The sequence below is a fragment of the Leclercia sp. LSNIH1 genome, assembly GCF_002902985.1.
GTDB lineage: Bacteria > Pseudomonadota > Gammaproteobacteria > Enterobacterales > Enterobacteriaceae > Enterobacter.
On the sequence record NZ_CP026171.1, the window covers coordinates 317,754 to 341,250 of the forward strand.

At 43.1% G+C, this 23,497-nt stretch carries 18 protein-coding genes; 5 read left to right on the top strand and 13 right to left on the bottom strand.

Annotation, left to right across the window (positions count from 1 at the left end):
• Positions 1 to 105: 105 nt before the first annotated feature.
• The gene (trhI, locus tag C2U54_RS27025) at positions 106 to 1,914 is read right to left on the bottom strand and encodes an IncHI-type conjugal transfer helicase TrhI (RefSeq protein WP_015063127.1); all 1,809 of its coding nucleotides are present in this window, start codon (positions 1,912 to 1,914) and stop codon (positions 106 to 108) included.
• 182 nt (positions 1,915 to 2,096) lie between these two features.
• On the opposite strand from trhI, the gene C2U54_RS27030 reads away from it, so the two are divergent.
• Positions 2,097 to 2,969 carry a hypothetical protein gene (locus tag C2U54_RS27030; RefSeq protein WP_015063126.1) on the top strand — a complete coding sequence of 291 codons (873 nt, stop codon included), beginning with the start codon at positions 2,097 to 2,099 and terminating at the stop codon, positions 2,967 to 2,969.
• 28 nt (positions 2,970 to 2,997) lie between these two features.
• On the opposite strand, the gene trhN is transcribed toward C2U54_RS27030, so the two are convergent.
• The 10 genes from trhN to parM form a co-directional block, all read right to left on the bottom strand.
• Positions 2,998 to 6,174, bottom strand: a complete 3,177-nt coding sequence (trhN, locus tag C2U54_RS27035) for an IncHI-type conjugal transfer protein TrhN (RefSeq protein WP_015063125.1) — start codon at positions 6,172 to 6,174, stop codon at positions 2,998 to 3,000.
• An 18-nt stretch (positions 6,175 to 6,192) separates the two neighbouring features.
• Positions 6,193 to 7,248: an IncHI-type conjugal transfer protein TrhU gene (gene trhU, locus C2U54_RS27040; RefSeq protein ID WP_022652170.1), complete on the bottom strand. Its 1,056-nt coding sequence runs from the start codon at positions 7,246 to 7,248 to the stop codon at positions 6,193 to 6,195.
• A 144-nt stretch (positions 7,249 to 7,392) separates the two neighbouring features.
• Positions 7,393 to 8,901, bottom strand: a complete 1,509-nt coding sequence (gene trhW, locus C2U54_RS27045; RefSeq protein ID WP_015063123.1) for an IncHI-type conjugal transfer protein TrhW — start codon at positions 8,899 to 8,901, stop codon at positions 7,393 to 7,395.
• Entirely contained in the window at positions 8,888 to 9,400 is a 513-nt protein-coding gene (gene trhF / locus C2U54_RS27050; RefSeq protein WP_015063122.1) for an IncHI-type conjugal transfer protein TrhF, read from the bottom strand. Before trhF ends, trhW begins: the two co-directional genes overlap by 14 nt.
• Before the next feature lie 278 nt (positions 9,401 to 9,678).
• Complete coding sequence (rsp, locus tag C2U54_RS27055; protein ID WP_040113304.1) at positions 9,679 to 13,977, bottom strand: IncHI-type conjugal transfer protein RSP; 4,299 nt, start codon at positions 13,975 to 13,977, stop codon at positions 9,679 to 9,681.
• Positions 13,978 to 14,098: 121 nt separating this feature from the next.
• Positions 14,099 to 14,656, bottom strand: coding sequence for a hypothetical protein (locus C2U54_RS27060; RefSeq protein WP_022652167.1), 558 nt, complete (start codon positions 14,654 to 14,656; stop codon positions 14,099 to 14,101).
• Between the two features lie 2 nt (positions 14,657 to 14,658).
• On the bottom strand, positions 14,659 to 15,093 hold the full coding sequence (locus C2U54_RS27065) for a hypothetical protein (protein WP_022652166.1): 435 nt from the start codon (positions 15,091 to 15,093) through the stop codon (positions 14,659 to 14,661).
• Positions 15,083 to 15,535: a hypothetical protein gene (locus C2U54_RS27070; protein ID WP_015063118.1), complete on the bottom strand. Its 453-nt coding sequence runs from the start codon at positions 15,533 to 15,535 to the stop codon at positions 15,083 to 15,085. The genes C2U54_RS27065 and C2U54_RS27070 overlap by 11 nt, the downstream gene beginning before the upstream one ends.
• Positions 15,536 to 16,099: 564 nt before the next feature.
• Entirely contained in the window at positions 16,100 to 16,777 is a 678-nt protein-coding gene (locus C2U54_RS27075) for a hypothetical protein (protein WP_015063117.1), read from the bottom strand.
• 26 nt (positions 16,778 to 16,803) lie between these two features.
• Positions 16,804 to 17,838 (bottom strand): plasmid segregation protein ParM domain-containing protein, encoded by a 1,035-nt coding sequence (parM, locus tag C2U54_RS27080; protein WP_015063116.1) that lies wholly within the window; start codon positions 17,836 to 17,838, stop codon positions 16,804 to 16,806.
• 372 nt (positions 17,839 to 18,210) lie between these two features.
• Here parM and C2U54_RS27085 point away from each other — a divergent pair, with 372 nt between their 5' ends.
• From C2U54_RS27085 to C2U54_RS27100, 4 genes are read left to right on the top strand one after another with little or no spacing between them, the layout of a single operon-like run.
• Entirely contained in the window at positions 18,211 to 19,158 is a 948-nt protein-coding gene (locus C2U54_RS27085) for a metallophosphoesterase (protein ID WP_015063115.1), read from the top strand.
• Complete coding sequence (locus tag C2U54_RS27090; protein ID WP_015063114.1) at positions 19,158 to 19,997, top strand: hypothetical protein; 840 nt, start codon at positions 19,158 to 19,160, stop codon at positions 19,995 to 19,997. Before C2U54_RS27085 ends, C2U54_RS27090 begins: the two co-directional genes overlap by 1 nt.
• A complete protein-coding gene (locus C2U54_RS27095) occupies positions 19,990 to 20,511 on the top strand; it encodes a hypothetical protein (RefSeq protein WP_015063113.1) in 522 nt (173 codons plus the stop codon). Before C2U54_RS27090 ends, C2U54_RS27095 begins: the two co-directional genes overlap by 8 nt.
• Positions 20,508 to 20,900, top strand: a complete 393-nt coding sequence (locus C2U54_RS27100) for a hypothetical protein (RefSeq protein WP_022652165.1) — start codon at positions 20,508 to 20,510, stop codon at positions 20,898 to 20,900. Before C2U54_RS27095 ends, C2U54_RS27100 begins: the two co-directional genes overlap by 4 nt.
• Positions 20,901 to 21,085: 185 nt before the next feature.
• On the opposite strand, the gene C2U54_RS27105 is transcribed toward C2U54_RS27100, so the two are convergent.
• Positions 21,086 to 22,090, bottom strand: coding sequence for a ParB family protein (locus tag C2U54_RS27105; RefSeq protein WP_022652164.1), 1,005 nt, complete (start codon positions 22,088 to 22,090; stop codon positions 21,086 to 21,088).
• On the bottom strand, positions 22,087 to 23,340 hold the full coding sequence (locus tag C2U54_RS27110) for a ParA family protein (protein WP_015063110.1): 1,254 nt from the start codon (positions 23,338 to 23,340) through the stop codon (positions 22,087 to 22,089). The genes C2U54_RS27105 and C2U54_RS27110 overlap by 4 nt, the downstream gene beginning before the upstream one ends.
• Between the last annotated feature and the right edge of the window lie 157 nt (positions 23,341 to 23,497).

Below are 23,497 nucleotides of genomic sequence, written 5' to 3' on the forward strand. Positions count from 1 at the left end.
TTTCACGGCTGAATCCGCGCTTAATGCGCAAAGTAACTTTTGTCAGTTACTTGAAATGTGGGAGCGATAATACAAAGCTCAATATTCTTATACAACATAGAGTCATTATTGTAAATACTGATTGGAAAATTCTTCTGTTAAATTTGATTCTATTCTCATATTCGCTGCCTCTTTCAATTTTTCTTCGGCGCATTCGCTTAAAAAGAAGGACGGATCACCGTACCACATTACATGCAGCTGTTGTTCTGCTCGTGTAAATCCTACAAATAGAAGTCTTCTCTCTTCTTCAATCGCTTCCTGCCCCACTGATCTCTTGCTTGGGATCTGGTCAGCATTGCAACTCATAATAATGACTTTTTTCCATTCTAGCCCCTTCGAACCATGCAATGTCGATAAAACTACTTTATCCGGCGTATATTCCTCATCCTTCTTTTTAGGCCCCAAACACATCGCCGCAGCTCGATTTATCATGTTTTGCCAGCCATTTTTCTCAGCCCATTGCTTACAGGTATCTAACGCAATTCGTGTCAGTGAAGGTGAACCTTTCTGAGTCCTCATTTTTATTGATGACAATTCCATCCATTTAATCAGATTTGCGAAGCGCTTTTCGATTTCAACTTTATCCCGAGTCTCCTGTGTAAACCGGGTGAAGTTTGAGTGAAGTGTTCTTGTTTCCAGGGAACTTGCATCTGGGATGCTCAGTTCACCAAAAGTTACTTTTCTCCCTTTCATGCTAAATGCTGTTTGATCCAAAACTTCTTCATTTTCACCGAAAAGCGCCAGCACCCTCTTCATTAATCGAACATCGTTGGACTGCCGAAAGAAAGCCATCAGATGCAGTACGTCGCTCGTCTCTTTCTCATCCCAAAAGGACTTGCCTCCATAACGAAGAACCGGCTGCTCTATGAGGCTTTCAAGCTGATCAAGATGTGCATTACCTCTGCTAAGGATTGCCCAGCCATTTGGGTCTTGGTTAATTAGATTGAGGATGCCTTGAATCTGTTCATCCATATCAACATATGAGCGGAAATTAACTTTTCCACCACCACTTTTAGCTGAACGCAGATCCTTAACGTATCTGTAAACATTTTTTTCAATCAATGCCCCTGCAACCTTAAGAATTTCTGGTTCACACCTGAAACAGGTATTTAGATAAAATATGTTTGGCCTGAATTGTTTTTCAAATTGCTGGAATATTTTTACCCCGCCGGAGGCCCTGAAAGAATAGATTGCCTGATCATCATCCCCTACGATGCTCGTGTTAACACCACCCCTTGTATGTAGTGCGATCCAGGCATACTGAATCGAGTCGGTGTCTTGCACCTCATCTACAACTAAATGCGTCAAATTTAGTGGCTGCATTTTTCCTGAGTGCATCTGGCCCACGACAAAACGTGAGAGTGCATTTAAGTCAGCTACGTGGTCTTTCTGACATATTGCCTGGTATGTGTTGAACAAGTGGATTTGTTGACGCGTATGGCGAACTGAAATGATGTCTGTATCCATTTCCCTTCCAATCGCATCAATAGCAAATTCAGCTTCCGGGTAACGGAAAGGCGCGCCTGACTCCTTTAACGCACGATGAATTACAGAACGCTGTGCCGAGCTAATCAGCATCTTGCCCTTCCAGTTGACCATGTCCAGTTGCATCCGGATAAAGCCGTGGAAAGTATTTACCAGCACCCTATCCTGGTCTTTTTTACTTAACCGACTTTTCAGCTTTTCAGCCAATGAATTTGTTGCAGCGCGAGTAAATGTGACCATTCCAACCTTGGCATATGGGAACTGCCTGAGGATTGAGATCACAGCCTCGATCATCGTAAATGACTTCCCAGACCCTGGTGCTGCAATAACCATATTATTTGCGTTTGCATTTTCAATGATGACCCTTTGCTCATCTGTTGGTTTACCCATAAAAGCCTCTGAATATTTAGTCCCACTGATTATACGATTTAATTTAGAGGGATTTTTCTTTACAAGGCTGGTTTTTGTTCGCTTCACATTTTTTCATTTTTTCTGCATTTTGGTTGTTTGAGAAACTGACGAGTATGAAATAATGCTTCTAGACAAAAAAATCATTCAAAGAAGGGTCTCAAATGAAAACTAAACGTTTTGTATCTCTGGTTTCTGCTTTTGTTGCCAGTGCATCGCTGGTTGGTTGTGCCCGGGATGCTGGTAAAACCCCGAATTCTGCACAGCACAGCGACACTCATGGGCTCTACTGGCATGCTAATTCTAAAGACTCGGTAGCCAAAAATGCTTACTCTTTGGCCGGTTTTGACGTTACTTTTAATGAAGAAACAGTCCAGCCGGGTGGCGATGCAGATAACTTGCTTTCCAAACTGCTAATTAGTGGCTCTATGGGCTATGTTACAGGAGGGCTCAGTGGATTAAGTATTATGAGTTTGGGATCAATGTACAGCTCCTCTGACGCTGAATATATCCAGGTTAACCAATACGTCGTCTTTGTCCCGAACCCTAAAAAACTTCCTTATAACGATGAAAGCTTAGTACGTGCCGGTGCTGCATATGTTTATAATCACACCAAAGAGTCACAGGTGGCACTCGGGTTCAATCCTTCGAAGCAAAGTGCGGCTCTGGCTTCATGCAAGATTGATATGGCAGTGATGAATAAATGGAGTACCTGCGACCTCCCTTCAAAGCCAGCTGCCGACGTAATGCCGACTAAGTCCATGTACAGCTTCCAGGTTATTCGCCCAGCGTCTGGATCTGAAATCCCTCAACTTAATCTACCTGCCGGTGATTATTCAGTAGTTCGTTACGTATTCATTCCATTTAAAGGCAATGAATCTAGTACTAACTTCTCAGGTATTATTTTCCGTTCTGACAGTCCAAAATTCACTACCCCAGGTGGCGTTGCTGCATCTATTAACGGTAAAGATTATTATCTTTTCGCAGGAGAATATGGTCAGAAGGGTTTCCCTGAAAAAACTCTTAAAGCAAAATAAAAATAAAGGGGCTTTACAGCCCCTACATTTAGTATTTTGGTAATTCCTTCCCAGTAATTGGGTCTACATAAGTTGACCCAACTTCACAAATCGCGGGCCGTGGTAGATAGCTACAGTCCACATTCTCCTCTTTAATTGCCTGATTATTTTCCTGTCTAGCTTTTATCATATTATCCTCACCACCCATTGATTCTTTCGTTCTTTGGGATGGAAGTTGGTAATTTTCATTTTTAAATGGCAAATTTTCTGTTATCGATGACTCGGAGAATGTAGCGTACTGATCAGGAACTTCTCCGACCTGGACGGCATCGTTAATCCATTCAGTTAAATCGATCTTATCAAAATCTAATCTCTGTATTTGACTAATTGATAATCCAACGCAACTCGAAGCAACCGGATCTATTCCAAGTTGAGGATACGCCTGCTGCATAATCACGCGAGATAACATTGAATTGTAGCAGCACATGTCTGTTGCTTTTTTAACACACTTCTTTGTAAATCCCATATTGAGATATTTAACACAGCGTTCAGTATCCAGTGTGAAACAGGATTTCTGATTTTTATGAATAGACGCTTCCATTTCTTTTTGATCACAGGCCACAAGCATTTCAAGCAACATTTTTGTTATTTGATATGCGGTATAAATCCAGCCAATGACATTTAATGCAAGCATAAAGTTTTGAATTGCTGCTGAAAAGACTACTTCGCCACCCGTTGTCGCTACATTTTTAAAAACGAAGTCCCTTACTGTATCGGGAAGCAAGTCATATGCTTTTTCCATGGCCATCTTCTTAAGGGTACCAAGCCCGAAAGAGCTCATTGTCTCCTTAGCAAGTTGACCACTTCCACCAGCAGTGGATGAACCTACTGTTCGCCCAAGGTTACCGGCCACATTTTCGTAGACGCTGGTTAGCGAACTGGTGACATTGTTCCACATCTGACCAACAGTTTTACCTGCCGATGCTGTCCATTCACCAACCGAGTTAGCCATTGAAGCCCAGGTTCCACTCTCCCCACCGGTCCAGCTTACCAGCTGAGCATTCACTCGTGTCCAGTTCGTGTTTCGGATCATCGACCCAGCCAGCATAATCGCCTCTAGTGAGCCAGCGGTACCCTGTGGCTGTTCGCAGCAATCTGTTTTGGCCAGCCCGTTCACAAAACCAACGGACCTGCCGCACCATTCTGCTTTCCCCTCAAAGACGGAGCAGGAATTAGGGTCGTTGGGATCTTCGCATTTTGCCTCACCCTGCATGTACTGAACCATGTTTGAGTACGCGGCCACTTTCCCAAAATCATTGTTTTCCTCTTTTGGGCCGGTTTCGCATGTTCCACCAGAACATGGGATCATACCTACACAGGCGTTAGTCTGTGACTCTACCTCTCTGACGACGTCCTTACCTCTGTCACACGTATATTTCTGCTCATACATGTAGCATGTATTTGTGCCTTCATCGAACCAACCTTCTGCACAAGTCTGTGTATCGAGCACACACGCAGCATCATTTTTATATGTGCCGCAAGCGTCAGGCATATTTTTAATGTCGTCGTAGTTGTAGCAGAGGTCTTTTCCTGCGGCGTCTTTCATGATGTTTCCCTTCGCATCATATGAGCACAGCTTTTCCTTCGCCAGGGGATCACAGAAGTAACCTTCAAGGTTTGTTTTCCAGGTTAAGAACCCGGTATCGCCTTTATAAAGCGGTGTGGCCATTTTAAGCACAGTTTCCGGGAGCCGCTTTGTACCGACATCCATGTTCACAAACCGGTCAAACCGACAGAATGAATTCGGCGTTTGTACTGCATCAAAACAACCTGCGGGTTCCTGTATATGTTTATCCTCCAGCTTCATATTTTCAAAAGTCAGCTCAACTTCAAAATAGCCTTCCCCACCGCCACCTACCCAAACGCGTGACGCCATTGTCACTTCACGGTCCACCTCCTGATATACAGAGTTTCTTACCTGGTCGGTAATATCGTAGACTTTGTCAAGCTTCCATGATTTTTTCAGCTCCCATGGCCCTTGTGGTGATGGATAATTGCTACTTCTATATTCTCCATCTATGTGAGCAAAAATCTGCGTTCCATCAAGCGTGACCCTCATATGATCATCCCACTCTGCATTAATTATTTTCGCAGTTGCAAGCTTTGCATCAGGATGAAATTTTAAGGTTAATGAGTTGTCATATACTCCATCGTTCCAATAGTTGTCGTCTCTTCTGCCGAACCAGACCCTCACACAATTATCCCCGCACATAGACATATCACCATTACCACCTGAGATATAAACAGGTACGGAAAAATCACGAGTTATTGTGCAACTATTAAAGTTATCTTTCTTGGGTGAGTTGCAGTAAAACTCTTTATAATCTGGATAGTGTGTAGTAATAGTTTGTTTTTTTGTTTCCGTATTGCAACTCTGTAGCCAGTTGCCTGTACCGGCTACAGCATTACCAATTTCATTTCGGCCAGCATTGAACATAGGGTCGTTAGGTTTAATATTAGATGCTGGGTTGTCTTTATTTGCATTCACCAGTGTACGGTAGGCAACCCCATCGTAACTCTGCGCTTCAAACAGCTGACTTTTTCGATTTTTGATGTCATTGATGAATCCATCCTCATCTCCATACCGGCCACCGGAATTAAACTGAATATCACTGTGCTTCTGCTCTGAGCTGAATAGCTCTCCTGTACTGGTTTTGGTTCCTGCCGTTGTATTCGTGTTGTTACTTATACCAATGTTACCGCTACTGTCTCTGGAAAGTAACTTTGCCCCCTCTTTCGTATAATTAGAGTTGATCGTACCGCCCGTCATGCTCGGTAACTGTACGGTCTTACCGATCGACTTGCCGTCAGATGCAGCATTACTCATAACACTTTCGTTTGAGTTCAGCGCCCCGTACTTCCCAACGTCTAAGTTTATTGAATCTGCTTTACCTACATATTTATCTGATATTTTTCCGCTCAGGTTTTCCCCGGAATCAGCATTCTTGTACTTCTCTACAATATCCTGAGCACTTGTTGTTGCATTTCGATTTGCGTTGGGGTTCGCAAGGTCAAAATTGTTTTCCAACTGATCAAATATCGCATCAGCTGCGTATATTTTTGGTGTCATAACCATGTTAATGAGCGAAACGTAAAATGCCCAACTCATAGTATTTGCGAGCATAGACGCAATAATTGTTGAAGCAATTAATTTCCTAGTTTTCATATTAAAAGCCTCCTGCAATTAAGCGCCGGGATTAAAACGCACGCAACAGTCATTATATCTCCATAGCATATAGACATAATTATCTATGCCTATTTTCTTTCGTCCACCTTTCAGCGTTGACCAATCATGTACGGAGTCACCAAGCCTATGGCAGCAATCAGGCCCTTTAGCTTCTGGCGTTGGGTAAAGCATTGAAAGTCTATATTGTGAACGAGGAGTGAAGTATTCCCATGTTTTCTCACACATTGCATCTGCTCCCATTGTTCTCATTAGCATTCCTTGCCGATGTAACTTAGTTAGTAGTCGTTGTGTAATAAGGGAACTGGTTCTGACGGCATCATCATTCGCATAGACGTGCCCTGTAAGCGGGTACAAGTTACCATCACAACCGGCACAAAAATAGGCAGCCAAATTATCCTTTCCGGCAGTCACTGCCACGCAGTCAGCAGCACATACCATTGAGGCAATAGGGTTTGCAAATACCACAGCTTCGGGGTTCAGCACGAGCGTCAACAGATCACTTTCCCACATTGGATCAACTTCGCTGATATACGTCAGACTGGCATCAATATAAGGTTCTGCTGTACATTCACCGATTATCAGCAATTTCAACATTGTCATGATCGGGAATTCCCAGAGATGTACGTCGTAGAATCCGGCTTCTGTAGCAGTCATAGGCTGGTTAGTATTGCTCTTGCCAATATCGAACTGTGATTTTTGCAACATGGTTCCCTCCAAAAATGGGCTGCACCATGGGCTTTTCACTACTTCTACGATTTTAACTGGCTGGAAAAAACTTAACTGCCATCCGATTTCTGGTATCCCATTTTGGTCTGTGCAATAGCAGCCGGGGCGTGAGGGTGCGGCACCTTCAGGTGCCGCACCAATTCCCATGATCCGCATCGGGAAGATGCAACTCCAGCAGATATTTTTGATTAGTCCCTGCCACACACCAGCTGACTGGCACATTGCTCCCGGGACGCCGGTATCTGCGGCCATGGTCATTGCAGGCAGGGAAAATGACAGCATGACAGCAACCAAAATTTCCAAAAGTAACTTTTTTAGCTTCTTCACCGGCACGCTCACTATTTAGTAATGAATGTTGTCACGCTTTCCATATACGTAACCACTTTGTTGAAATACTCTCTCATCAGGTCCGGGTAATTCAGAGTCAGCCATGTGGCCAGCAGCGCCCCTAAAATAAATCCGATCTTCATATCAGTTCTCCTCTGCCGAGATTTTTTCTCCAACACCACGTATTTCAGCTTCACTGAATTGCGTTATCCGGAATTTATCTTTTTCAGTTGAAATCAACACTGGAGTGTTTTTAATCTGGAAGCGGGAAATAATTTGCTCATTGACTTTGAATACTTTCCCGTTAAATTTCTCGCGCAGATCATTCAGATGGTCCCAACCATTTTCCTGTTTAATTCGCGTAAACATCGGCATAACCTGTCCGCTGCCAAGAAGTTGGCGATATTGCTTCTCAGCCCAATCAAGCTGCCCCGGATTCAATGGGTCAAAAATTATCATGGTGAGGTTCTGCGGGAACCTGCTCAGCGGGTTAATCAGCTCGCCCGCAGAAGCAATGACGCGGCCCTGCTTATCTTTCACGTCCTGAGTGACCCTGATAGTCGGGTCAATTAACCATTCCTTGTGCTCCTGAGCCGGAGGCAGATTAACCATGAATTGGTTCTTCCATGTGTCTGCAACAGCTCGCTTCTTGGCGCCCTCCCAGTCATACTTTTGTGCTCGCTCTTCGAGCTCTTTAATAATGCTTTTCTCTTCGACCGGATAGGTCGTACCAGCATTAGGTAAAATATCCTGATCGGGATTTCTGGCCAGTTCTCGCTGGAAGAAATCAACGTTAAACGAACCGACCATTTTAGCGAATCGGGATTCCTCACGGGAGATAATTGTCGGGACCTGCGTGACCTGGTACTGGTCAAACGCATCAGGGTCAATCGTAATCAGTGGAGAGTCAAACTTCCCCTTCACCACCAACTGATTGATTGCAGCCTGAGTCTCCGGAAGACGCGTCGTGCCTTTCTTCAGACCATTAAAAACCACTCTCGCCTTATTTTGTGACGCGGTACGGAGTAGATCTTCTAGGACGTAATCAGGCAGGCTAAATGACGCAAAGATAGTGATACCGTTTTCTGTCGAAAGCACCTCTTCCCGTCTGCTATCTATTTTTCGTTCGAAGTCAGCGGCGGTGATCCCTGAGGTACCAAACATTTTTTCGATATTCGTCGACTGGCTGCGCATTACTTCTGGTTTATTTTCGACAGACTTCAGTGCTGAGTCGTTCAGCTGAATATTTCCCTGAATTTCATCACGTCTGCGAATAATGTCATTAACTGCTTCAGAATTATTATTCTGAGCGCGTATAGCCTGAGTATGATCGATAACCGCCTGCACACTGTCAGCATTCATACCCGGTACATAGCCCCGATTCGTTGGCTGACTGATGTCCCTGTTTTGCTTCAAAGCTTCAGCCTGGCGGACGTACTTCTGGACATCCGGAGAATCCAGAGAGCCTGACGAGAGCGGGCCTTCTGCTGTTTCCGGCGGCGTTGACTGAGCGCCCAATACTTGAGCTTGCCTAGCAATGTCGTCAGCAACCTGTTGATACTGGGGGCTAGCCGTAGCGGTGGACATCAAGGCGTAAAACGCCAGGCAGGTGGCCAGAGGCTTAATCGTTGTTTTTAATTCAATAGATCGCATATGTTTTCCCAATAACTGAAGTCAACTTAACCGGCCCCCAAAATCGTGAGTCCCATGAGTGATCCGTTTGGCCAATTAAAAAAACTTCTCCTTTCGGAATAGTTAATTCTCTTTCAATAGACTCAGCAGGTATGTTGTATTTCATTGAAATACGTCTGGCATTAGCTTTATAAAACTTGCTCCCGTTATAAACGCCATCCATTGTGACTCTTAGGCGATCTCCGCCTACCCCCGCCACAATTTTAATAACCTTCTCATTTTCACGTATAAATCGGACTGATTTTGGCATATGAAATGCAATGATGTTTCCTGCCTTGACAGATTTATCCTTCAAGTCAATCATGTAAAAATCAGCAGGTAAACAACCATTTAATAGCCCATGTCCAAATGTAAATCGAGTAAAGAAGATGGCCAGTACCAGTATCAGAATTGCCAAATTGATCGGCACGTACCAATCAAAACTCAGTAACCCACGCTTCTTAGGTATGTATTCGCTCATAACCTGCTTCTCTCAGATACCGGAACCAAAGGACTAATTTTTACATTACCTTAATACCTATTATCCATGTTTTGGACCGTCATTATTTCTACAAAGCCAGTTATTTCTGATAATTTACGCCCCTCTTTTTCTTTCATTATTGCCATTGATTGGTGATTCATGAGACTTGTATCACCGTTCATGCAAAGTAACTTTTCCGACGAAATCAATTCAAAAGACCAAAGACAAAAAGCCGGGACATTACTGTCCCGGCTTCTATTTCAGTACATAAATTTGTCTTACTGCGATGTACCAGTTGTTTCTACAGCCTTTGATTTTTCCTCATCTGGGCCATATACGACCGTGCGCTGTGTTGCTGAATCTCCACTATCATCATATGCGACTACACGGATATCTTGCTTCCCACGATTAAGATTTTTCGATAGTGTCGCAGTGCTGCCAAAAACATTCCTTAGTTCATCATTGATATACCATTCATAACGAACCAGTTTGCCATCAGTATCGACACATTTATTTGTGAAACTCCAGCTCATATTGGATTCTGTATGGCTTAGCACACATTGCGGAGCGGCGTTTTTTACAACATCAAAATCTACTGATGCTGTACCACGCTGTCCCATTTTACTGACAACATCCAGCGTGATTTCATATTTTTTCTCAGTAAGACCGGGAATTCCCTGAGCCCAATAGTTTTTACTACCCTGGACAACCTCTCCATTTACTTTATACGTCACCGTATCAATACTGTCAGCAGAGTGCGCCAGTTTAATATTAGATCTTAGTGTGACATCAAGAGGAGCCCTCATGAACTTATTAGAGAATTTTGGGGTCATTTCAACAGTCATCGGAGTTTGCTCATCGACGACGAAGGTATTTTCAATACGCTGTTCGTTATTACGGTTATCGCGGAAAACGATCATCAACGTATATTTACCCGGCTTCGCAATTGCAAACTCTTTCGTATCTCCTTCATCTTTTGAAATGGAGATATTTTCCTTATCGTAGATCCACTCCCGTGAATAAGTTACTCCCGGATAGTCACCGTCTTTTATTCCGGTCAGGGCGACGTGTAAGGTCGACGGGGCCATAGTGTATTTTAGCTTCGTACTGACTTTCATTTCAGGGAACTTATACACCCAGGACTTAATCGATACTTTCCGCGTGGAAATGGTACTTTCCTTGCTGTCAGCGAGCCATGCACTGTATGTAAATGCCGCATAGCCTTGCTTATCCAGCATCTCCTCTGTCAGCGTCATCGACAACTTAGGCCCTCTGATTTTCTGTCCGTCAGGGGCAGTCCATTCTTCAATGACGTCATTTCCGTTCTGGTACCGACTGTTCGGGTTGGAGTATTTACCATCTAAAGTAACTTTACTTCCCACCTCTACCTTTGAAATGCTGCTCACTGAAACGGAAAGGCGCTTGGGTTTAGCGACCGTTAACCGCGCAGACGTCTCTTTCCAGGAGGACTCTTCAGCCAGGTCGTCTGAATCCAGATAGCGCATCCGGGCGTAGATAGTTGGCGGAAGCTTCTCAGCGGCAGTCACGGTATAGGTAGTGTCACCCGCGACCCAATTAATTTTATCTTCCGACCACATTACTTCAGCCGTACCCTGCGGAATCGGCTCATCATTATCCAGCAACGAGACTGGTAAATCATCGCCTTCAAGAATTTCCGCAACATCAATACTTAGCTTAGGCTGTTTGTACGTTACAACTGTCAGCACGTCGCTATAAGACACTTTTGACGTAAACTTGTTGGTCATCTTGGCCCTGTAGAGCCACTTACCGACGTCAGTTTTTCTGATTGAAATACTTCTCTTCCCAGTCATGTCCGAAAGCATCGTCCATGTCTGCCCATTGTCTGACGACTCCTGCCACTCGGTAGGAGCAAGCGCATCAGAGTTAGCTGTGCTGGCCGATTTGAAGTTCACAAGCGTACTGAGCGGGATACGGCCGATAATCAGGCTCTTTGAGAGATTACCCTCCAGCTCTTCACCCTTATACACACGTATGCCGACCGCACTTGTTTCCCGGGTCAATTCAAAATCAGCGAAAGGCGAACGGACTTTAGCTATCCCGACAAGACGCATGTTCCCAAGGTCCATATTCTCGATTTTGATTTTTGTTTCGACTACCCCGGCATCATTCACCGGCAATGCCTCGGTTAATGGGGTACGTTCATACGTCGTTTTAAAACGGCCTGTTTCTGGATCTTTACCATAGATACTTTTCTGAGCGTAAATGGTTACATCCCAGTCACCCATTGTCGTCCGGCTAAATGAGCTTTTGCGAGTTGAATTGTTATAGCGCCCAACTGACACCTTCAACGGTAATTCCATTGTAGTAGCCGTCTTTTTGTCTTCGACTTCCATCGTAGCCCGAATGCTGAAGTCGGGGACCGTATACACGTTAAGTGTATCGGCGGTCCGCATTGTCGGGTCCTTCGAGTACTCTACAGCAATGTCGAATACATTTTTCGTCCACAGTGGGGCTGCGGCTACTTTCAGACGCTGAACGAATGTAGTTGCATCGTTGTTTGATGAACGGTTTTTAAACGTCGTTTTTGTGTTCTCACCCCCGTTTTGCGAAACATAGACTGTCACATCAGCAGGTACCACTTTTGCCAAGAGGCGAGCAGCTTCCCCACCTGTCGTGTACGCTAGTGCAGTGTTAGGGTTGATCCCAGTTACCAACTTATTTTTCTTGTAAGTAAGGATTGGGTTATATGGCAGTTGAGTTGTCAATACGCGGCGGTATTTGGCCGACACAGCTTTAGAGCCTCTACCGTTTATCATATAGACTTGGTAATCGAGCAGGTTTTCGCCAGTTTTATTGAAGAACCCCGTAAGTCCTGGCGTCCTGCCTTTAAAGTAAAATTCAAGCCCGTCCGGTACATTGTTCCACTGAGGGTAACAGGCAGTGATATCAGATTTGCCGCCATACCACTCAAGATAAGCCTGCGCGTTCTCTTCCGTAGTAAAGAGAGTGCATTTATCACCGGCTGTCTGACTCATCAGATCGGTATATTGCCGAACGCGAGAATACAAGGTGACGTCTTTTTCTAAGTTTTTAAGCGCAAACCCTGTCGGTTGATACGTGAAAGTGGTATTGAATGTCACAATCTTGCCATACAGGTTTTCCGCCACGACTGTGATTTCGTGGTCAGCATTCACATCTAGATCATCCCCCACCGGCAGATAATAAATGCCTTTGTAGTTCGTTGGGGTGAGTTCAACAACTTTGTTATCGATAGTAACGGCTTTAATATCCGCAACCCCGGCCTGCCCCTGGAATGCGGCAACAATAATTTCATTTAAGAAATAAACAGGTGCTCGTTTTGCCAGCGCTGCCCCATCCTTAAGTACCATGAGTGTGGGGTTATCAGAAAGCATCAGTTTGCTTTCGGGCTCATTGTACGTAGACGTATTCTTGCTAGTATTCTCTATAGTGAACGTGGCGGCATAAGAGCCATTCGTCAGGTCTGTTAAGTCAAAGATATACAGATACTCATCGCCGACCTTCTGGGGTCCGCTCACGGGCTGGAGGGTACGCCGTATCGGTGTTACCCAGGATTGCTTAAAGTCGATAACCGTACCGTCATCCAAAGTTACTTTTGTTGTCGGCTTGAAAACCCCGTCCGGCACCATCGTCAGCGTCATAGCTGTTGGTAGCCACCACTCGCCTTCAGTCTCTTCCTGGGGCACTTTGACGGCTACAGCTACCGTTTTAGCGCCGGTATAGATTTGCTGACCGCCAATACTGATAGTTTTAGCTTCATCAGTGAAATTCCAGAGAGTATGGTCAACAACAGGAGGACGGTAGTCCCAGGTCAGCGTAAGCTTTTGCGCTTCAGGAGGGGCAAAGTAATTATTTTTCGAATTAGCGGTGACAGTTATTTCCCGTGAACCTATCAATAAATCCGAATCACTTACTTTAATACTTCCTACATCGATCGTGCAACTGGTCCCACCAATAGGGACTTCACAGGCAGAACCCGATCCGATAGAAATATATTGCACAAAATTGCGGGGTTCTACTGAGACGGCAAAACTCCTGATCACTTCATCCTTAATATAAGATTTAAGTGTGTAACCCTCTTGAACCAGCCCATTCATAGACGACTTTAGGCCGGTGATCGTCGGTTTAACCGGTACGAGAGCATTAACTGTATACTCCCCTTTCACTACTTCTACTTTTTGCCTTTCTGTACCGGAAAAATAGGAAATTTTGTAAGGGAGTTTTAGGTCTCCTGAGCTGTTTGGAATCCCGGTTAACGTGAACCCGTTAGCAGTAAATCCAGAGCTATTTGGAAGCCACTCAAAGAAGCAGACAAGATTATCCACCGTTGATGTCGCACGATCATCAACCGTCACATTACATGCGGTTCCAGAGCCTGAGGCAGTAATTATATTATTGTTTACGAATGCAACAAAATCGCCCGGGCCGGGATTAAACGTGACGGCAGGCATATCAGCCTGGAGTTTTCCGGAAATCATAATTGCCTCGGCATGTACCGACTTAATCGAGGCAATTAAAGAAAACAACAGGGTTAAACATAAACCTGATTTTCTCATGACGAACACCTGTTTTTTTTACGCAGAATTAAAATTACTCTACGATAAAAAAATCTGAAATCTTGTTCGTTAAGAGGAAAAAAAAATATTAATTTTTTGCTAAAAATTGAAGATTTTTAACTCACTGACAGCTTTTCGACTCCGAAAGGCGCAGAGCAGTTATTATCGATTCTGAGGATACCCATGGCATCTTAAGCGTCAAGAATCCAAGCAAAAAAAGTCCTGTTGAAACACAATCCATTTGCGTTACGGGAAGATTATAATTTATGGGTTTAAATGAACCCCTTTCGACCGGAACAATGCCTGACGTGACTAACAAGCCCCCACGGTCATTTGGGCCGATAGTGATATTTTTGTAAGCCTGGTGTGTGCGATGCGTGGTTTTTCTCTTTTCAATTTTAAGTGTAGGTTTAATTCTCAGGAAGACAGAAGCCAGCGCCATGGCTTCGTTTTGGGATAGTTTCATGAGAATACTTCCCTCTGAATTCCACCCATATTCTCTATTGTCAGCCGGAGGGGCGAATTGGAGAGTAAGGTAATATTTTTCAGCCTCGCTTATGAAGGCTGAATTATCAGCAGACCGACTTATGTCGACGTTCACTTCAAATGCCATCGCCACTGACTGGCTGAAGACCCTAGCCCGTAGAGCCTTCGTTCCAATAGCTTCCAGTTCTTTCATTGCTATGCTCTCTTCTTAAAGAACCATATACCGGAGATGACTTCATTATCCTGGATGCGTATCAAATCCGAAATAACAAAACCACCTTTTCCTTCCGAAATTATCATGGTGTAAGAGCTCGTATGCACAAGCCGAGCATTTTTGATTGGTAACCCAGCACACTTAACAGAAATTTCATCAGGCGAAACTTTTTCAACAAAAGTAACTTTTGATGCAACACCATTGATATGTATGTTTCCGTTATCTGCAATTTTAACGTTTAACGAAGGTGTGGATTCTTTATCACAGGGTTGGAAAACAGACGTGGCTTTAAGAACTTTGCCAGTAAAATCGTACAAGTCGGGCTCCGCCGGTCTTGCGTTGAAAAGCGAGTAAGCCCCCGCAATTGTTAAACCGAGCACTACAAGAGGTAATAGTTTCTTGTAATTAACTTTCATCCTCCAGTTCCTCTCCAATCAGGTGTAAAGCACTCACGCACATAAGCCTAAGCTGATACAGCAAATTGTCGGCGGTGATACCACCAACAAATGTCACTGTACGGCGTATCGATACACCACCAGGCTCGCATTGAATATGGCCAATACCCGCATCGCGAAGAAAATCATTCTCGGCGCTTACGAGGTCTGCTTCCGCAGGTGGAATGACCACTTCGATGAGTATTGTATCAATTGGAGCCCATTCCCAGTCGTACTTAAGGGAGGAAATTGGAGCGATAGAAACATGAAATTCATCAATATTAAAAATTACAGGTTTTTTGCCCGTTGATTCAGGCTGAATGAAGGGATTCTCGACCAGGACAACTGGGAATTCAGAAATAGACAGAACTTCGATTAACTGATCTCGACGTAAACCATGTATTAGTGAGTTGCGTGATAACATTCAGTCAGCCTTCATTATAATAATCAAACAGTTACACATGATGCCGTTAGTTTCTTTATGCTCATCCAGATTGCACGGCAGAAACTCTTAGGATCATAGGGTGCTAGGGTAACAAAAAAACCTAACTTGACCAGTAAAGCATAGAGATTTTTTACATAAAATAATAAATAAGTACCAATTTTAGTAAGATATTTCTTACTTCAACCAATACTTTAGGACAAATCTGTACCCGTTTTAACACCTGTTCTTAAATCGTGCAAACGAACAACCATAAACAGGAGCTAAACCACCTTTTTTTTAGTAGTATACATAACTAAAATTAGGTTTCATAAAACAAACTGGTTAGACCTGAAACAACCAAAGAGGTTCATAATGAGTTTTTGAGTTGGATCTATAATTCTACGAAATTATTTAACTTGCTATGCAGCATTGAGTGTTCCATTAACTACATGTAACCGGTTCACCATCCAACCTCATCTACTAATAATATACCAACAAAAAAGCCAGCTGGTAAGCTGACTTTTTTGAGAGATTACAAATTTTAATCAATTGATACTTCTATATTTACTTTGCAAGATTTGCGAGGTTTGCATTTGCCCTTTTCTTCTGCTTTGTTGTCACACCCTGCACTTGCGCTTGTTCACTGAGCGCCATGGTTTCGGTTTGAGCTAAGTTAACGTCCGGAGAACCATGATTAGTTTTTAGAACTGAATCATTCTGATTTGCGATCGCAACAGGCGGCAAGGTCTCTACAGTCACAGGCATGGAGTTTTTGGCCAGTTCTGTAGACATTAATTCCAACCGCTGTTCCTTTGCTGTCTCAGGCTTTACTGCATCACTGACATCAGTTTGACAATTAGTTGAAAATACAGCAGCAGGATTCTTGCAATTATTAATCTTTAAAATTAAATCGTTGAATTTCGAATCAAGCATAAGACTTATTTGTTCTTTCAACTGTTCATTACTTAAATCACTCTTTTTAAATTCATCATTAAAAAACCGATTTAGATCAGCAGCCGTTAATCTCTCATTCAGTCCATTAATAAAACTTGATAGCTCGGGGAAGAGGTTATTTAGCACTAACCCCGTAGTGATTGCAGACCTTATTATGGAAAGCTGTTCGCCACGATGTGTTAAGTCACTTTTTTTTAGAAAATTATAGGCATACGGAGATTGCCTTTCCGATAACCAAAACGCGCTAATCTGGATGCGATCGTTTTCCTTCTCAGTTTTTTTTGTCATACCCCCCCCCCTTTACAAAACCATCATCACGCAAAAACAGTATCTGCAATAGCCAGTGAGAGAGCGAATTGCGGATTATCTACCATGATGATTTTCGATTTATCAAAATGTTCACGCACTGCCGGTTCAATCAGGTAAGAACCCCCACCGACTAGGAATACATTGTGCGGACGTTCTTCCACCTGAGTGACTGCTTTGATCACTTTTTCTTGAAGTTGCGCTACGGCACTATTTACGGCTTGGAAGACACCATCAAGATCATCGGAAGAAACCTTTAGTGAGGCTTTGTTATCACGATTGTCGACCAAGTGTTGAATATACGCGTAGCTTGCGTTCAGCTTTGAAGAATCCAGATAACGACGGACTTCATCATATACGATAGAACAACCAATACGGTCAAAACCCTTGACTCGGGAGATCTGTTCCAGCTGACCAGTAATGCTTGCTACATCAAGTGTTGTCCCACCTAAATCGATAACCAGGCTTGATTCAAAAGATTCAATTAACTCAATTTCATCTGCACGAGTTACCGCCGGAAGTGACTCAGGAAACACGGTAACTGAAACAACATTAAATGAAACACGCTTACCATCAATATAACGTTCAACCGGCTTCATCAGGTTGTCTTTTTTCCGTTGGATGTTTTCGTCATTGGTTTCACCCAAAGCGGTATAAAACTGACTAAGTGGCAATGTTACATAGAGATGAACATCCTGCGGCTCTAAACCAGAGGAATGAAGAGCATGGTGAACATTCAGACGACTGATCTCATCGTACTGATGCGCAACGTCGGTAGTTTCAAGGGCATTACTAGATTCACTGTGATGAGAGAATCGTTGAAGGCCATCAATAAGGTAATTAAACGGAATAAGCCCGTCATGGCTTACCCGGAAATCTGCAACGAAACTATTTTGAGTCAATAAGGGAACAAGGTCACCTTGATTGTTAACACAAACCAGTTTTGCCGCTTTACTACCATCATCAATAACAACTTTAAGTGTCTCTAATTCAGTAGAGTTTGATTCAGCTACAGCCAGTTTTGTTTTTACTAATTCAGTCATGCAGAACCCCTCGAATTGGTTTAATTAACCCACCACTTTTGATATGGGATTTATACACTAATGGTTGCTTTAGGTCAACAAAAACGAGGCAAGAAACACACGTAAGTTATTGTTAAAAAAGAATCCTTCGTTTTTAAAAATTGTCTTGCTCTACTTTATGTACACTTGATAAAAACACACATAAATGACGTTTTCTTCAGCTTTACGACACTAAAAAATCCTATCCAAAGACGGCACTTAAAAGTCTCTCTGTGCGGATACTACAGATGAATTCAACTTCTATTTTGCCTAAGCGCAGAAATTAGCCCTCTTAACGAAAATATTGCCGACACTCATCCGGTATTATTACTGTACTTTCTAGAAGAGGCATTTATGGCATCTGAGCACGTCCAGACAATTGACCTGACTAATTATTCCGGAAGGGTTTTCTTTCTGGCAGACCCCCATGGACATTATTCGACGCTTTGTAATCTTATCCATTCGATATCGAGCCCAGATGAGGAACTAATCATTTTCCCTACCGGGAATCTCTTTGATTATGGTCCTGAGCCCATGGAGTTAATGACAGCGATAAACACTGGTATTTTTGATGGACGTTCTGTGCGAGTGTTCTCAGCAGCCGGGGCTGGTGAAGAGATGATGAAGAAGCTCTTACCCACAAATAATGATCGTAGGACTTATTACCCAAGCACATTTCTTAACGAACGGTGGTGTGCAAGAGGCGGACGTTGGCATAAACAAATTAACCGCAGTTATCTTGAAGAGGAGATCAGCAAACTGCTCTCCACCCAGCTGGCCACGGTGATGAAGGTGCTTTTTAAAGGAAATATTACTATCGGTGTTTGTCCATCCGACTACACGGACATACGACAGGGTTTCGACAATACCTATAACGCTCTCCTCGCGTTTAATCAGGCAAACGTGAATATCTTTCAGAGTCAGTTTCTTTTTGGTATGGATCACGCAGTCAGCCCAATGAATATTAGCGATGTCAACCTCGTTGTACTGGGTCGGAATCCGGTCAATAGCATCAGAAAGGCTCATGGGTTACCTTTGACTAACTTACCTGTACTCGTCGGCAACTGTCTCCATATCAATACTGGCTCGCTGTTCATGTCAGCAATTAGCGATCCAGCACTACTAGCCCCAGGTATACCTCGTACTACAGTTCCGGCAATAACGCTGGTCGAGTTGATACTGGCCTCAACACCAACCCTAATTTGCCACCAAATGATCCTTAATAAGAACGGCATTTACACACAAAACACAACACCACTTGACCTGGATTTAAAAGATAACAACATAGAGGCTGCTTTATAATGCAGAAATTAAAACTGATAATTTTACCGGTGCTGGCATTTGTGTGGCCATCAATCAATGCAACCGCATCGACTAAAACACCAATGCCTACTTCTCAGCAGTCAGTTGCTAAATCTGAGGCTAACTATGAATTTATTTCTATTTCTGCAAAATATGTCGACGGTATGTGGCTTGTTAATGGTCAACAAAGACCTGTAATTAAAACAAGCATGACTAAGCGTAACTATCTCCAGATCGCAAATCAGTCAACACTTACGCCTTTGAACCTTGTGATACCCAAAATTGCATTTGACGTTATAGCCAAAAATGGCGTTTTGTTATCAAATATTGTATCCCTGGATGAAGATGCAGCCGGTAAAAAAATTCTATGGTTAGAGCCGGGTTCCAGCCTGACAATCTCTTTCGTCAATGACCTATCCAGTACCCCATTACAGGCGATAGTGTCCGTAAGTAAATTGAATAAAAGCGTTATTGCGATTTTTGGACCAGACCAGGGTAAAAAATTCACCCTCCCCCAAACTTCAAAATCACAGGATTTTTCAAAGGAGTATGACCCTTCACCAGAAGTCGCACTACGTCTCAATGTGCCCAAAAAAATTCACTCTTCCGTCACAATCCCAGATGTCGCGACTGCATCATTACCGTCCTCACATACCTACGAGATTATAGCGACTGATAAACTCAGGTCTTTTATGTTTTCAGAGTTTGTTTGGGTTGGTAAACGTAACAGCTTCCTCGTTGGTTCTAATTATTTCTCCAAAAATTTGACGGTTTACCCAGGTGAAGAATTCGATATCAGCACCATACAGAAAACGATTATGAGGGCTAGTAATGATTAAAGCAGCCGGAGTGATTTTTATCTGTCTTTTGACTGGCTGTCAGTCGGTTGGAAGCAAAATTGCAGACCTCCCCTCAGTAGGTTTCGACCCTGTGATGAGCAACAAAAGTGAATCCTATACCGACGGAAAAGTTACTTTTCTGATTGAGAGTTCAGGCACTGATGTCTGGCTGCTCGCCAAGAATGGTACCAAGGAATTTATTGAGTTATCGGATCTAAATCTAGCCGGAAGCCGTTGCACCTATTCATCGCGTGGGAAACTGTTATTAACACCTGGTTCAGTTTCATTGTTTACTGTTCCGACTGTTGGTTTACTCGGCCTTTGCTACGACAACACTGACCAATTAACGTTTATTAATAACGCATTTACCAAAATTTCACAAAAGTCGAGTGATGGACCCACATTGCCATTGTTGTTCAGTATTAGATATGAATTTCCCGGCTCGGGTGAAACAAACACAACGCTAGTTACGCAATCATTAAGTCTTGCATTTTTGGAACAGGAGCAATCATGAAATCTATATTGGCCGTCATCTGTATTTGCTGCTGCGAGGTGGCTTTTGCTTATCCTTATCGCATCTACACAGCACCTGATGGTGCCATTGTGAAAAATATACTGACCAATGAAGTGATCGGTAGGACACCGGTTGAAGTTGATGTCAGTAATACTGAAGCAGGCTCCACGTTCGGGATATCTATGTATCGGCATGAGAATGTTGCAATAAAAATATTCACAGTAATGCCAAGCGCGGAAAATAACTTTACTGTTTCAGGTCCCGACGTTGCAACAATGTCTTTACCAGGTAAAGCCCCTTTAAACGTAATTAATGACAGTAATGCAGCAGCAGTTCACATAGATCTCAGGCCTTTTCTTTCTGAACCTGTACATCAACCCATTCAATAGTTAATTTAGGTCCCTGTCATGGGGACCTGCAATCTCATTTATAAGGATATTTGTTCTAAAGATCATGCAGTTACACGCATCTAGAATGATTAAGGCTTTACAGTATTGATAATGGAGGGAATGAAATTAAGGTCAACATAGTAATAAATCCGCATCCTTGCGATGCGGGTTAATGCAAAATTTAATTATTCTTTTTCTTTCAACTTCGATTTTATAAACTCCTCAATTTCTGCGATCAATTCGCTATTAATTCTATTAAATTCAAACCTAATTTTTCTTCCAGACGCATTTTTGCTAATCCTTGCATATTTATCTTTATTATCAAACACGGCTAATTCACGAGTTTCCCACCCCTTGCTAGGAGGTTTTATGTCAAGCTGTTCAACTACTGTAGTAATTTTATCTATTACTGTCTTCTGTGCTTCGGAAATATCGGTTACATCCAAGCTCCTTATTTCCTCCCGAACATTATCTACAACTTCCTCAAGAGAGAATAAATTCTTTTCGACGTACTTCTGTAGTCGGGATAAGCGATTGTAATACGAGTTAGGAATACCTTCATAGTCAGGAAAGAGAGCAATAAGAGAATTATCTATCTTCGCCGCCTGGATACGCTTAGAAACAGATACATGGCTGATTCCGAGATAATTAGCAAGCTCTTCATTAGTTGCAAATCCAAGGTCTTTCATTTTCTGTAAATACTGGAATCCAACTTCACGGTAAGAAAATCTCCGTGATGTCTGTGCTGCTGTAATGATGGAATTAATATCTTCCGGGGATAATTCATCCGGCAACACCCATAGTGGCAAATCCTTCGCAGATTGAATACAACAGAAACGCCTACGACTGCCCTCTATAAGCAGATACACCCCATTTCGTTTGACAGCAACGCCTTCTGTATCAACACCACGTACCTTAATTTGTTCCAGGATATCTCGAACTGCATTTACAGTGAGAGCTTCCTGGTTTCGTGGGTTCATAGGGTGTACTGCGGTTTCCAGTTCCACCTTCTCAGCCGGTACAATGATGTGTTCAGCTTCCAGCTTACGTCCATTATGTAAAGCAAACAGCTTCCTCAGTCGAGGCTGTGATTTCAGGCCTGGAAGCCCGGAGCGATGGCTGACTTCAGTACGCTTAGGTGCATTAATATAACGGGATTTGTCATTCCCGATATGCTGCTCATCACTCATGCGTTACTCCTTTCTTTCACAGAAAAACTCTTAATCTCATTTATAAATTGCTGGTAGACCGCCATTACAGATTCTTCAGCCACATCAAGCTGCTTAGGTGAGCAAAGCTCTTCAGACTTTTTAATATCCAATACGGTTCTGCCCCTTGATGCTGCGGCTTTAAACGCTTCGGAATTTTTAATATTTGCAGACATAAAGAGTTCCTGCACTGTTCTTACCAGTTTATCCAGAACAATTTTTTCATATGGACTCTTATCGTCTACGTTAACAGCCAGCACTTTGAACCACCTCAGATTTTCGCCCTTGCTCGGCGATTGTTTGAAACGCTCGCTGATGGTCAACATGAAATCAGTTGTGGAAGCATAATCGTATTCACGAGGTGATACGGCAACAAGAATGCCATCAGCGGCTTCATCAGCTGCCCAAGTGATTGGCGAATCCTCTGGTGGAGTATCGATGATAATCAGGCCGTATTTTTTCTTCAAAACAGGCAGAATAACTTCTTTGAATCGAAGTAATAGCTCTGTTCGTTCTTCTCTGGAACACTGCCAGTATTTATCTTTAAATCGCGCATCTGTAGGAAATGCTGTAATAACATCAAGATTCGGTAGGTGTGTCGAAAAAGGCATACTCTCAATGATTTCTTCTTCCGAATACCCTAAATCAAGGTATTTTTTGTAATCTGAGTCCTCTTCATAAACCCCTAAGATGGCGTCAATAGCAGTGAGGAAAACATCATCTTCCGCTACACTTTGTATCATCCCGCTACCAATTGAGCCTTGTGGGTCCCATTCGATCAAAAGTGTCCTTGCGTTTAGATGCATATCAAGCGCTGCGGCTACAGCAAGAGCCCCTGAAGTTGTACTCTTACCCGTGCCGCCCTTATGGTTCTGCGTTACGATTGCACGGCTATGGTAATAGTCGCTGTACCGAGGACAGCCCAGAGCATCCATGATTTTTTGGACGTCCCACCTGGTATAGAGATGGTTTTTGTTCTGAAAGATAGGAGCACCAACCAGACCTCTATCTTCAAGATCGGCAAGGATTTTATTAAAGGTGACGCGTGACTTGCCAAAAAAATCTGACAGATTTTTTTTATTCAAACAATGGTTATAGATGAGGCGATCTACACCTTCAACACTATCATCCGAGACCGAAACCCTTGAAGAGACCAATAATGACTCCTTCAGGGAAATCTGCTCGCTCTTCATTCGTTGACCGACAAGGGCGATCTTATCAATTAGATTCATTCTCTTCCGATCCCTTTTAACCTAAATAATGAAATTAAACGCATATATGTACACTTTACGCATAATGCGTACATTCGTGCCTTATGCGTTTAATTGTAACCGTAATTCTAACTATACGCTAACGTTCTGTTTCTTTTTCGTCGATTATGGGATATCA

What these genes read in the sequence shown, in the direction of transcription:
- C2U54_RS27065 (WP_022652166.1), bottom strand. Translation starts at nt 15,093, where the DNA reads ATGAAAGTTAATTACAAGAAACTATTACCTCTTGTAGTGCTCGGTTTA.
- C2U54_RS27075 (WP_015063117.1), bottom strand. Translation starts at nt 16,777, where the DNA reads ATGACAAAAAAAACTGAGAAGGAAAACGATCGCATCCAGATTAGCGCG.
- trhN (WP_015063125.1), bottom strand. Translation starts at nt 6,174, where the DNA reads ATGAAAACTAGGAAATTAATTGCTTCAACAATTATTGCGTCTATGCTC.
- C2U54_RS27100 (WP_022652165.1), top strand. Translation starts at nt 20,508, where the DNA reads ATGAAATCTATATTGGCCGTCATCTGTATTTGCTGCTGCGAGGTGGCT.
- C2U54_RS27110 (WP_015063110.1), bottom strand. Translation starts at nt 23,340, where the DNA reads ATGAATCTAATTGATAAGATCGCCCTTGTCGGTCAACGAATGAAGAGC.
- trhI (WP_015063127.1), bottom strand. Translation starts at nt 1,914, where the DNA reads ATGGGTAAACCAACAGATGAGCAAAGGGTCATCATTGAAAATGCAAAC.
- C2U54_RS27105 (WP_022652164.1), bottom strand. Translation starts at nt 22,090, where the DNA reads ATGAGTGATGAGCAGCATATCGGGAATGACAAATCCCGTTATATTAAT.
- C2U54_RS27085 (WP_015063115.1), top strand. Translation starts at nt 18,211, where the DNA reads ATGGCATCTGAGCACGTCCAGACAATTGACCTGACTAATTATTCCGGA.
- parM (WP_015063116.1), bottom strand. Translation starts at nt 17,838, where the DNA reads ATGACTGAATTAGTAAAAACAAAACTGGCTGTAGCTGAATCAAACTCT.
- C2U54_RS27070 (WP_015063118.1), bottom strand. Translation starts at nt 15,535, where the DNA reads ATGTTATCACGCAACTCACTAATACATGGTTTACGTCGAGATCAGTTA.
- trhF (WP_015063122.1), bottom strand. Translation starts at nt 9,400, where the DNA reads ATGAGCGAATACATACCTAAGAAGCGTGGGTTACTGAGTTTTGATTGG.
- rsp (WP_040113304.1), bottom strand. Translation starts at nt 13,977, where the DNA reads ATGAGAAAATCAGGTTTATGTTTAACCCTGTTGTTTTCTTTAATTGCC.
- C2U54_RS27030 (WP_015063126.1), top strand. Translation starts at nt 2,097, where the DNA reads ATGAAAACTAAACGTTTTGTATCTCTGGTTTCTGCTTTTGTTGCCAGT.
- C2U54_RS27095 (WP_015063113.1), top strand. Translation starts at nt 19,990, where the DNA reads ATGATTAAAGCAGCCGGAGTGATTTTTATCTGTCTTTTGACTGGCTGT.
- trhW (WP_015063123.1), bottom strand. Translation starts at nt 8,901, where the DNA reads ATGCGATCTATTGAATTAAAAACAACGATTAAGCCTCTGGCCACCTGC.
- C2U54_RS27060 (WP_022652167.1), bottom strand. Translation starts at nt 14,656, where the DNA reads ATGAAAGAACTGGAAGCTATTGGAACGAAGGCTCTACGGGCTAGGGTC.
- C2U54_RS27090 (WP_015063114.1), top strand. Translation starts at nt 19,158, where the DNA reads ATGCAGAAATTAAAACTGATAATTTTACCGGTGCTGGCATTTGTGTGG.